Origin of the sequence: Erythrobacter sp. W302b, assembly GCF_046452395.1 — a bacterium.
Classification (GTDB): Bacteria; Pseudomonadota; Alphaproteobacteria; order Sphingomonadales; family Sphingomonadaceae; genus Erythrobacter.
In genome coordinates this window covers 395,394-406,653 of record NZ_JBKFDH010000001.1, presented here as the reverse complement: position 1 = coordinate 406,653, position 11,260 = coordinate 395,394, and the positions used below count along the sequence as shown (strand labels likewise).

The 11,260-nt window shown below is 64.9% G+C and carries 11 protein-coding genes; 9 read left to right on the top strand and 2 right to left on the bottom strand.

The window, feature by feature from the left end; translation table 11 throughout:
- Window positions 1–25: 25 nt before the first annotated feature.
- Both ACLBKT_RS01965 and crtD read right to left on the bottom strand, forming a co-directional pair.
- Window positions 26–841 (bottom strand): hydroxyneurosporene dehydrogenase, encoded by an 816-nt coding sequence (locus tag ACLBKT_RS01965; protein ID WP_410181301.1) that lies wholly within the window; start codon window positions 839–841, stop codon window positions 26–28.
- Between the two features lie 23 nt (window positions 842–864).
- The gene (crtD, locus tag ACLBKT_RS01960; protein WP_410181300.1) at window positions 865–2,433 is read right to left on the bottom strand and encodes a 1-hydroxycarotenoid 3,4-desaturase CrtD; all 1,569 of its coding nucleotides are present in this window, start codon (window positions 2,431–2,433) and stop codon (window positions 865–867) included.
- Window positions 2,434–2,527: 94 nt separating this feature from the next.
- On the opposite strand from crtD, the gene ACLBKT_RS01955 reads away from it, so the two are divergent.
- The 9 genes from ACLBKT_RS01955 to pufM all read left to right on the top strand — a co-directional run bounded on the left by ACLBKT_RS01955 (window position 2,528) and on the right by pufM (window position 11,196).
- On the top strand, window positions 2,528–3,652 hold the full coding sequence (locus ACLBKT_RS01955; RefSeq protein ID WP_410181299.1) for a methyltransferase: 1,125 nt from the start codon (window positions 2,528–2,530) through the stop codon (window positions 3,650–3,652).
- Between the two features lie 128 nt (window positions 3,653–3,780).
- A complete protein-coding gene (gene bchC / locus ACLBKT_RS01950; protein WP_410181298.1) occupies window positions 3,781–4,728 on the top strand; it encodes a chlorophyll synthesis pathway protein BchC in 948 nt (315 codons plus the stop codon).
- Window positions 4,728–5,717 (top strand): chlorophyllide a reductase iron protein subunit X, encoded by a 990-nt coding sequence (locus tag ACLBKT_RS01945; protein WP_410181297.1) that lies wholly within the window; start codon window positions 4,728–4,730, stop codon window positions 5,715–5,717. The genes bchC and ACLBKT_RS01945 overlap by 1 nt, the downstream gene beginning before the upstream one ends.
- Window positions 5,714–7,243, top strand: a complete 1,530-nt coding sequence (gene bchY, locus ACLBKT_RS01940) for a chlorophyllide a reductase subunit Y (protein ID WP_410181296.1) — start codon at window positions 5,714–5,716, stop codon at window positions 7,241–7,243. The genes ACLBKT_RS01945 and bchY overlap by 4 nt, the downstream gene beginning before the upstream one ends.
- The gene (gene bchZ / locus ACLBKT_RS01935; RefSeq protein ID WP_410181295.1) at window positions 7,240–8,700 is read left to right on the top strand and encodes a chlorophyllide a reductase subunit Z; all 1,461 of its coding nucleotides are present in this window, start codon (window positions 7,240–7,242) and stop codon (window positions 8,698–8,700) included. Before bchY ends, bchZ begins: the two co-directional genes overlap by 4 nt.
- A gap of 171 nt (window positions 8,701–8,871) precedes the next feature.
- Window positions 8,872–9,012, top strand: a complete 141-nt coding sequence (gene pufB / locus ACLBKT_RS01930) for a light-harvesting antenna LH1, beta subunit (protein WP_160761937.1) — start codon at window positions 8,872–8,874, stop codon at window positions 9,010–9,012.
- Window positions 9,013–9,088: 76 nt separating this feature from the next.
- Entirely contained in the window at window positions 9,089–9,283 is a 195-nt protein-coding gene (pufA, locus tag ACLBKT_RS01925) for a light-harvesting antenna LH1, alpha subunit (protein WP_160761936.1), read from the top strand.
- Between the two features lie 99 nt (window positions 9,284–9,382).
- Window positions 9,383–10,207, top strand: a complete 825-nt coding sequence (pufL, locus tag ACLBKT_RS01920; RefSeq protein ID WP_410181294.1) for a photosynthetic reaction center subunit L — start codon at window positions 9,383–9,385, stop codon at window positions 10,205–10,207.
- A gap of 14 nt (window positions 10,208–10,221) precedes the next feature.
- Window positions 10,222–11,196 (top strand): photosynthetic reaction center subunit M, encoded by a 975-nt coding sequence (gene pufM / locus ACLBKT_RS01915; RefSeq protein WP_410181293.1) that lies wholly within the window; start codon window positions 10,222–10,224, stop codon window positions 11,194–11,196.
- Window positions 11,197–11,260 lie beyond the last annotated feature (64 nt).

Below are 11,260 nucleotides of genomic sequence, written 5' to 3'. Positions count from 1 at the left end.
GGAAGCGGACACCCTCAAGGCGCCTCTAACCCTTCCGACGCGGCATCCGGTAGGGCAGCATGAACTGCACCAGCGGCGAGGAGAAGCGCCGCATGTCGAGGCTCTCCTGCACCGCTACCACCTCCTCGCCCGCGAAACGCGAGGCGAGTTCGGAGCGGGCGTAGAACGGCGTATCCTCCCACGTGCGGCGCACTTCGGCGACGCCGATATCGGAGCGGGTGCGGCGATCAACACGCCACTTGCTCGGCGGCAACTGGGCGATGGGCGGCAGATCGACCGGCTCGGGCACGCCATCGGCGCCGAACCGCAGGGCGCTGGCAAACAGCGAACCGTCACCGCGTTCGCCCTCGTAGCAGACCAGCGCCCCTTCGTTCAGATGCGCGCGCGACCAGTGCCAGGTGTTGAAGCCGGCCTCCAGCGGCTCCGCGCCGCGGTTGTGATCGAGATAGGCCTTGCCGCTCCACGCAATGCCGGGCGAGCTCATCTCCACTTCGATCCGTGCGCGCGGGGCGAGGCAGTGCCAGATGTGGCTTTCGGCCCCGTCGAGCGCGAAGGCGGTGCGGTTGAGCGCTTCAGGGAACACCCGGACGCGTCCGTGCACCGGGCGCTGCCACGGGACGAACAGGCGGGTGTCACCCTCGACGATGTCGATCGTCAGCGCCTCGCCATCCCAGCGCACCGCGCTTGGCCCGATCACGAGATTGCTGGCATCCCGCTCCACCGCGCCGCGCCCGCGCTCGGTCATCACCCAACGGTGTTGCGGGCCATAGAGCGCGACGTTGAGGCAGGCGTGGTCGAGCGGGTCGTGGCGGCCGGAGCGCTTGTAATAGGGGGAGAACACGCTCCCGAGGAACGCGATGATCGTCAGCCCGTGCTGCCCGTCGTCACTGATCGCGTCGACATACCACCAGGAATAGCCACCGGGCGGGATGTCCTCATCGAAGCGAGGTCCTTCGCGATGACCCGCGCTACCAGCTGCCCGGACAAGGCTGCCATGGGCACCCCAGCTGCCGGGTGGGTCGCCCCGCCCGTGCAATAGAGACCGGGCAGTCGGGTCTTGGGCCCCTGCCGCTGGAAAGAGGCCGCCCAGCCGTGCGACGCTCTGCCATAAAGGGCGCCGCCCGTGGCCGGGAACAGACCCTCCCAGTCCTGAGGGGTCATGAGCTGATGCGGCAACGGCTCCTCCAGCTGCAGGCCGCAGCGTTTCAGCGTGGCCATCATGGCTTGCGTGCATCGGGCTCTCTCCTCGGGTGTATAGGCGTGGACGTCTCCGTTGGCGGGGGCGTTGACGATGATCTGGATTCGTTCGCGGGTGCCGGGCGGGGGTGCCGGGTCGCCGATGCGTGCGCCGCGGTCGATGGCGCAGACATAGACGGTCGGCTCTGACGGCGTACCGCCCTGGCCGATTTGGCGGAACTCGCGGGCGTAATCGCGCGAGAAGAAGACATTGTGGTGGGTGAGATCAAAGCCGCTGGTCTCGGCATGGGCATACCACACCAGCGCGGACAGCGAGCGCTTGGCGCGCGGGATTGCGGGCACCGCGCGCGTCGCGTCTTGCCCAAACCGTCCGGCGGCAAGCGCGCCCGGATCGCCGTTGCAGATCACGATATCGGCGGGGAGCACCTCGCCCGAGGCGAGCCTGACGCCGCTGGTGCGCCCGTTCGCGGTGAGCACTTCGGCGACAGCGGCATTCGTCCGCACCCGCGCGCCTTGCTGCGTGGCAAGGCCCGCAATCGCCTTGGCCAGCGCATGGATTCCGCCCTCAATCAGCCACACCCCGCGCGCCTCGACATGCGCGATCAGCATCAGCGTGGCGGGCGCGGCGAAGGGGGATGATCCGCAATAGGTGGCGTAGCGGCCGAACAATTGCTGGAGGCGCGGGTCTTTGAAATGGCCGCCCAGCGCGTTCCACATCCCATCGAACGGGCGCATCGCGAGCATGTCGCCCAGCTTCCACGGCCCGATCCGCCACATCATCGGCAGCGGGGTCGACGCCTTGTCGCCGCGCAGGAAGGGCTCTTCGAGCACTGCGAAGATCCGTGCCGCCTCTTCTGTAAAGCTGCGATAGCCGCGCGCCGCTTCCGCCCCGGCGAAGGCACCCACGGCATCAATGCTGCGGTCGCGATCCGCGTAGAGGTCGAGGTGGCCGCTATCGTCCCACGCATGACGTGCGATCACCTCGGCGCGATTGACGGTGACATGATCTTCCAAAACCGCGCCACAAGCCGCGAAAACCTCGTCGAAAACCTTGCGATAGGTGAACACGGTCGGCCCGCCGTCGATCTCCGCGCCGTCCACCACGACCCGCCGCGCCTTGCCGCCGACCCACGCCTCTTTTTCGAGCACGGTCACATCGGCCCCGCGCGCGGCGAGCAGGGCGGCGCTGGTCAGCCCGCCTATCCCTGCCCCGATCACGACGACTCGCGCGTCCACCTGTCTCAGCTCCCGTCAACCCGGCGATTATCATTGACCTTACGTACGTGTCTGTCCAATTATTTAGACATATGGCCAGTGAAACACCCCGACAGTGAGCAAATGGGCCGCATTCAAGGTCGGATATGTCACGCGCCGCAACCGCGTGTTTGCCTCGCCGAAGTTCCAGCACTGGGCCGCGCGTCTGCCGGTCATCAAGTGGATCGCCCGCTCCCGCGCTGACGCCGCTTTCGATCTGCTGGCTGGCTTCGCCTATTCGCAGGTCTTGCGCGCCTTTGTTGAAAGCGGGCTGTTCGATGTGTTGAAGAACGGCCCGCTCAGCGCTGCCGAGATCGCCACGCGGATCGACCTGTCGGAAAGCGCCGCGCTGACCCTGCTGCGCGCGGGCCGCTCGCTGATGCTGTCCGAGGAACCTGCGCCTGATCAGTGGATGCTCGGCGAACAAGGTGCTGTATTCGCGAGCAATCCGGGCGTTCAGGCAATGGTGCGCCACCACCGCTTGCTCTATGCTGACCTTGCCGATCCGCTCATGCTGTTACGCGCCGATCGGCAGGAGCCCACCGCACTGTCGCGGTTCTGGACCTATGCGGGCGCGCTCCACGGGGCGAGCGAGCGCGGTACGGATACGGCGGAGTATTCGCAGCTGATGGCCGCGTCACAGCATTTCGTGGCTGACGAAGTGCTGGCCTCGGTCGGTTTCCGCGATGTCGAGCGGCTGCTCGATGTCGGCGGCGGACATGGCGCGTTCCTGCGCCATATCGGCGCGGCCTGGCCGCATCTCAAGCTCGGCCTGTTCGACTTGCCCGAAGTGGCCGAGACCGGCGCCAAGATCCTCGGCGAGACGCTCGGGGCCAGCCGTGTGATGGGGCATCCGGGAAATTTCTTCAAGGATTCCATACCCCAAGGCTACGACATGGTCTCGCTGATCCGTATCCTGCACGATCACGACGACGCGCCCGCGCAAGGCCTGCTCGCCAATATCCGTGCCAGCCTTGCCCCCGGCGCACAGCTGCTGATTGCCGAGCCGATGGCGCAGATTCCCGGCGCAGAACCGATGGGCGAGGCGTTTTTCGGCCTCTACCTTTGGGCGATGGGCTCGGGGCGGCCCCGCAGCCCGGCCGAGATCATCGCCATGCTGGATGCAGCCGGGTTCGCATCGGCTCGGGTCGTCGCGACAGCACAACCGGTCAACGCAAGCATCATTATTGCCACGGCCTGAGCATAAATTGTCCAAGTTGTTTGACAGTCAATGTTGTAAGGCGTAGCAAACAGATGGGAGAACGTTTTTTTCGGACTTTCGAGTCGGCGTTCGCGCTGCGGAATCCGGGAAAATGGGAGCACGAAGCGATGAACACCCTGGCCGTCATTCTTGAAGCTCCGGAGCGCCTTGCGCTTCGGTCGCTCGAGATGAAGCCAGCGGAAGCCGCAGACGTTCTTGTCGAAATTGCCTTCAGCGGAATCAGTACCGGCACCGAGAAACTGCTGTGGAGCGGGCGGATGCCGCCCTTTCCCGGGCTCGGCTATCCGCTGGTGCCCGGCTACGAATCGGTCGGTCGCATCGTCGATTCCGGACCCGAAGCCCGCGCCCGGATCGGCGACTGGGTCTTCGTCCCCGGTGCCAATTGCTATCAGGACGCACGCGGATTGTTTGGTGGGACGGCGAGGCGCGTGATCGTGCCTTCGGCGCGCGCGCTCCCCATTCCCGAACATCTGGGCGAATCCGGCGTATTGTGCGCGCTGGCTGCGACGGCGCTCCATGCGATCAAGGGCGGCTTTGCCCGGCGCGAGGCGCTGCCTGACCTTATCATCGGTCATGGCGTGCTCGGCCGTCTGCTGGCCCGCCTGACGCTGGCCTTGGGCGGTGCAGCGCCGACCGTGTGGGAAACCAACCCCGCCCGCCGCCTTGGCGCGGTTGGCTACAACGCCATCGACCCGACCACGGACGACCGCCGCGATTATCACGCGATCTACGATGCCAGCGGCGACGCCGGCCTGATCGACGATCTCGTCATGCGTCTGGCCAAGGGCGGCGAGATCGTCCTCGCGGGCTTCTATTCCGAACGGGTGAGTTTCGCCTTCCCTGCGGCCTTCATGCGGGAAGCGCATTTCCGCGTCGCCGCCGAATGGCAACCCGGCGACCTCGCTGAAACGCGGGCACTGATTGAATGCGGGAGGCTCGATCTGAAGGGCCTAGTCACCAACCGGCGTCCTGCCGGAGAGGCGCTCGACGCCTACCCCCAAGCCTTCAGCGATCCCGATTGCCTGAAGATGGTCCTCGATTGGAGCGAATGCTGATGTCCGTGCTTGATACCCAGGCCGCCGACCTTCGCGAAGAAGCGAGCCACGAACCCGATCCGGTCCACACCGGCGAGGTGAAGAGCGAAACGCAGGTCATTGCGATCTACGGCAAGGGCGGCAGCGGCAAGAGCTTCGCGCTCTCCAACCTCAGCTACATGATGGCCCAGCAGGGCAAGCGCGTGCTGCTGATCGGCTGCGATCCCAAGAGCGACACCACGAGCCTGCTGTTCGGCGGCAAGAGCTGCCCGACCATCATCGAAACCTCCAGCCGCAAGAAGCTCGCCGGTGAGGAAGTGCGCATCGAGGATGTGTGCTTCCAGCGCGACGGCGTTTTCGCGATGGAACTCGGCGGCCCCGAAGTCGGGCGCGGCTGCGGCGGGCGCGGGATCATCCACGGCTTCGAACTGCTCGAAAAGCTGGGCTTCCACGATTGGGGCTTCGATTACGTCTTGCTCGATTTCCTCGGCGACGTGGTGTGCGGCGGGTTCGGCCTGCCGATCGCGCGGGACATGTGCCAGAAGGTGATCGTGGTCGGCTCGAACGACCTGCAATCGCTCTACGTGGCGAACAATGTGTGCCAGGCGGTCGAATATTTCCGCAAGATGGGCGGCAACGTCGGCGTTGCTGGCATGATCGTCAACAAGGACGACGGCACGGGCGAGGCCAAGGCCTTTGCCGACGCGGTCGGCATTCCGGTGCTCACCGCGATCCCCGCCAACGAGGATATCCGCCGCAAGAGCGCCAATTACCAGATCATCGGCATCCCTGGTGGCGAATGGGCGAGCTTGTTTGAAGAGCTCGCGATCAACGTCGCCGAAGCTCCGCCGCTACGTCCCAATCCGCTGTCACAGGACGGCCTCCTCGGCCTGTTCAGCCCTGACGAGACCGGCGGCAATGTCGAGCTGGTCCCGGCCACGCAAGCCGACATGCGCGGCGGCGTGTTCGAAACCCGCCCCAGCCTCGAAGTGGTCTACGACGAGGCATGAGCGACCATAACGCCTTTGACGCCGTCCCGCGCGCTGCTGACCGGATCGACCTCGATCCGGCCGCGGGGGCTTGCGCGTCGAAGGACACCATGAACCAGGCTGCCCGCGCCGCGGGCAAGAGCGAGATCCTCGATCAATATGCCGCCGACTACCCCGTCGGCCCGCACGACCAACCCCAATCCATGTGCCCTGCGTTCGGGTCACTTCGGGTGGGCCTGAGAATGCGGCGCACCGCGACCGTGCTCTCAGGTTCGGCCTGCTGCGTCTATGGCCTGACCTTCACCTCGCACTTCTACGGCGCGCGGCGGACGGTGGGCTATGTGCCCTTCTCCTCGGAAACCCTCGTCACCGGCAAGCTGTTCGAGGACATCAAGGAAGCGGTCGAAGGCCTCGCCGACCCCGAGCTCTATGACGCGATCGTGGTCACCAACCTGTGCGTCCCCACCGCGAGCGGCGTGCCGCTGCGGCTCCTAGGCAAGCAGATCAACGGCGTACGAATCATCGGCATTGATGTCCCCGGCTTCGGCATCCCGACCCACGCCGAGGCGAAGGACGTTCTCGCGGGCGCGATGCTGCAATATGCGCGCGAGGAAGTGATGAGCGGGCCGGTTGCGGCCCCGCGCGAACGTTTCGACCTGCCTTCGGTGGCGCTGCTGGGCGAGATGTTCCCGGCTGACCCCGTGGTGATCGGTCAGATGCTTGCGCCCCTCGGCCTTGCTGCCGGGCCGGTTGTCCCGACCCGCGAATGGCGCGAGCTCTATGCCGCGCTCGATTGCGCGGTGGTCGCTGCGATCCACCCCTTCTACACCGCCTCGATCCGCGAATTCGAAGCGGCCGGACGACCGATCATCGGCTCGGCCCCGGTCGGCGCGGACGGCACCGCCGCCTGGCTGCAATCGCTGGGCGATGTGATGGGCCTGCCGCAGGCCAAGGTCGACGGCGTCAAGAACGCGATGGTCGCCGCCTGCAAGGGCGCGCTCGCCAATATGCCGATCAAGGGGCGGATCACGGTCTCGGGCTATGAAGGCTCCGAGCTGCTGGTTGCCCGCCTGCTGGTCGAAAGCGGCGCGGACGTGCGCTATGTCGGCTCGGCCTGCCCGCGCACCCGGTGGTCGGACGCCGACCGCGAATGGCTCGAAGCGCGCGGCGTGCAAGTGCAGTTCCGCGCCAGTCTCGAGCAGGACATTGCCGCGGTCGAGGAATATCGCCCCGATCTCGCCATCGGCACCACGCCGGTCGTGCAGCACGCCAAGGCAAAGGCGATCCCGGCGCTCTATTTCACCAACCTCATCTCCGCGCGGCCCCTGATGGGCCCGGCGGGTGCAGGCAGCCTCGCCACCGTCATCAACGCCGCGATGGGCAACAAGGCCCGCTTCGATGCGATGCGCGATTTCTTCGAAGGTGTGGGCACCGAGCACGCTGCGGGCGTGTGGGAAGACCTCCCCGTCGACCGGCCCAAGTTCCGCAAGAAGTACGCCGCCCTCAACGAGGCTGCGCGCAAGGCATCGGAGGCGATCGGCACATGACCCTCGTCCTCGACCACGATCGCGCCGGGGGCTACTGGGGCGCCACCTACGTCTTCACTGCGGTGAAGGGGTTGCAGGTCATCATCGACGGCCCGGTGGGCTGCGAGAACCTGCCCGTCACCTCGGTGCTGCATTACACCGACGCCCTGCCCCCGCATGAGCTGCCCATCGTCGTCACCGGCCTTGGCGAGGAAGAGCTGGGCAAGACCGGCACCGAAGGCGCGATGAAGCGGGCGTGGAAAACGCTCGACACCGAGCTGCCCTGCGTGGTCGTCACCGGCTCGATCGCCGAGATGATCGGCGGCGGCGTCACGCCGGAAGGCACCAATATCAAGCGTTTCCTGCCGCGCACCATCGACGAGGATCAGTGGCAGAGCGCCGACCGCGCGCTGACCTGGCTGTGGACCGAATTCGGCCCCAAGAAGATGCCGGAAAAGCGCGAACGCAAGGATGGCGAAAAGCCCCGCGTCAACATCATCGGCCCGTCCTACGGCATGTTCAACATGCCGAGCGATCTGGCCGAGATCCGCCGACTGATCGAAGGCATCGGCGCAGAAGTCGGCGCCGTGTTCCCCTTGGGCAGCCACCTTGCCGACATCCGCGATCTCGCGACATCGGACGCGAACGTCTGCATGTACCGCGAGTTTGGCCGCAACCTGTGCGAAACGCTCGAACGGCCCTATTTCCAGGCTCCGATTGGCCTCACCCAGACCACCAAGTTCCTGCGCGCCTTGGGCGCCGAGCTTGGACTTGATCCTGAGCCGTTCATTGAGCGCGAGAAGCACACCACGATCAAACCCTTGTGGGATCTGTGGCGTTCGGTGACGCAGGACTTCTTCGGCACCGCAAGCTTCGGCATCGTCGCCAATGAAACCTATGCGCGCGGTATCCGCCAGTTCCTTGAAGGGGACATGGGCCTGCCCTGCACCATCGCGGCCTCGCGCTGCGCCGGGGTGAAGACCGACAACCATGCGGTGCGCGAGTCCCTGCACAGCAACCCGCCACTGGTGATGTTCGGGAGCTACAACGAACGCATGTATCTGGCGGAAAAGTCCGGCAGCGGATACGGACCGAGCCCGCAGTTCATTCCCGCCAGCTTCCCCGGCGCGGCGATCCGTCGCCACACCGGCACACCCTTCATGGGCTATGCCGGCGCGACCTATCTGGTGCAGGAAGTGTGCAATGCGCTGTTTGACGCGCTGTTCCACATCCTCCCGCTTGGCACCGAACTCGACAGGGTCGACCCCACACCGACGCGCAATGAAGCGCAACTGGCTTGGGACGACGATGCCAAGACCAAGCTTGACCAGCTGGTGGAAGCCCAGCCCGTGCTGGTTCGGATTTCCGCGGCCAAGCGCCTGCGCGATCTGGCCGAACGGACCGCGCGGCGCCGCGGGCATGCCACAGTTACCGCAGACTGCCTGGCCGAGGCGCTGCTTGAAGGTGCGGGAGCATGACGATCATGCCGGCCCTTCCCAACTCTTTGTCGCTGACGCGGAGCCTTTTCGCGACGGCACAATCCCATGCCCCCTTCGAGGGGGCTCTCCAATCCACGTGGGGGATCACGCGGGGACGCCGAAGGGAGCTTTCGGGCTCTCAATCAAACCCAACTGAACGGAGAAAACCCGATGAACGAACGTATCGGAACTCACCTGACGCCTGAAGAGGCTCAGGAAATCCACAAGGGCTTCATGGGCACCTTCACCCTTTATGTGGTGATCGCGCTCGTGGCTCATGCCCTGATGTGGGCCTACAAGCCCTGGCTCTAATTCCGTCATGATTGCGCGCTGCCTGCAATCGGCAGGCCGTGCAGATATCTGATCGGTAAACGAAAGGAATTTTCCCATGTGGAGAGTTTGGTTCTACTTTGACATCCGTCGCGCCCTCGTCGCGCTCCATGTTGGTCTCGCCGTGTTGGCGTTCACCATCCACTTCATCCTGCTCAGCACGGATCGCTACAACTGGCTCGAGCGCGCTCCCGGCGCACCCGCACCGGCTCAGGCAGCTATCGAATCGTCGGAAGCTCCGGCGGCGGGATAGTTCCTGCTTGAAATGTGAGGGGGCAGGTTCGCCTGCCTGCCTCCTAACACTTTTTGGCAAACCTATAGCACCCGCCTCGCTGGCGGGGAGGATGGACCTATGGCGCTCCTTAGTTTCGAGCGGAAATACCGCGTCCGCGGTGGCACATTAATCGGCGGCGACCTTTTCGACTTCTGGGTCGGGCCGTTTTATGTCGGATTCTTTGGAGTGACGACGGCGATCAGCGCCCTTCTGGGCACCATGCTGATCTTCGCCGCCGCTACACAGGGTCCGACCCTCAACCCGTGGCTCATTTCGATCAATCCGCCACCGATCGAATATGGCCTCAGCCTCGCGCCGATGGCGCAGGGTGGATACTGGCAGATCATCACCTGCTGCGCCGTTGTCGCCTTCGTTTCGTGGGTGCTGCGGCAGGCGGAAATCTCCCGCAAGCTCGGCATGAGCTACCATGTACCGATCGCCTTCAGCGTGGCCGTGTTCGCCTATGTCTCGCTCAACGTCATCCGTCCCTTGTGGATGGGCGCATGGGGCAACGGCTTCCCTTACGGGATCTGGACGCACCTCGAGTGGGTCTCGAACGTCGGCTACGCCTTCGGCAACTTCCACTACAACCCCGTGCACATGCTCGCGATCACGTTCTTCTTCACGAACTGTCTCGCGCTCGCGCTGCATGGCGGTCTGGTGCTGTCGGCGGTCAATCCGAGCGGGGGCACCGACGTCAAGTCGCCCGAATACGAAGACACCTACTTCCGTGACTTCATCGGCTATTCGGTCGGCACGCTCGGCATTCACCGGGTGGGCCTGTTCCTGGCGCTCAATGCCGGGTTCTGGAGCGCCATCTGCATCGTCATCTCCGGCACTCTGTATGTCGGCAGCTGGATCGAATTCTGGGATTTCTGGAAGAAGATTCCGATCTGGTCGTAAGGAGCACCTGAACCATGGCGACTTATCAAAACATATTCACACAGGTCCAGGTGCAAGGGCCGCCCGAAATGGGCGTCCCGCACCTCGACGGCAGCGAAGGGCGCATTGCCCTGGTCGGCCACAACTACTGGATGGGCAAGCTGGGCCAGGCCCAGATCGGCCCCGTCTATCTCGGCACCACCGGGGTGATCAGCCTGGCCTTCGGGACGCTGGCGATCATGATCATCGGGCTGAATTTCTGGGCGCAAGCCGGATGGAGCCCGCAGACCTTCATGCGTGAATTCTTCTGGCTCTATCTCGCGCCCCCGGGGCCGGAATATGGCTTCAGCCCGTTTGTCCCGCTGGACAAGGGTGGCTGGTGGATTCTCGCGGGGTTCAGTCTGACGGTCTCGATCCTGATGTGGTGGGTGCGCACCTATAACCGCGCCAAGGCGCTGGGCATGGGGATGCACATCCCCTGGGCCTTCGCGTCGGCCATCTGGCTCTACCTGGTGCTGGGCTTCATCCGCCCCATGCTGATGGGCCAGTGGTCGGAAGCGGTGCCTTTCGGCATCTTCGAGCACCTCAATTGGACCAACAACTTCTCGCTGGTCTACGGTAACCTGTTCTACAACCCGTTCCACGCGCTCTCGATTGTCTTCCTGTATGGGTCGGCCGTCCTGTTCGCGATGCACGGGGCAACGATCCTTGCCCTCGGCCGCTACGGCGGGGAGCGCGAGATCGAACAGATCACCGATCGCGGCACCGCGGCTGAGCGCGGCGCCATCTTCTGGCGCTGGGTGATGGGCTTCAATGCCACGTTCGAATCGATCCACCGCTGGGCATGGTGGTTCGCGGTGCTGACGACGCTTACGGGCGGGATCGGCATTCTGCTGACCGGCACCGTGGTCGATAACTGGTACCTGTGGGCGCAAGAGCATTACTACGCACCGGATACGGTCAACTATGATCCGACCGGCGCGGCTCAGGCCTCCGCTGGTCAGAAATAAGGACCCGGGCCCTGGTGGCCCGGCTCCTCCACTTACCGCACAGACACAAGCCCGGCGCGGACCT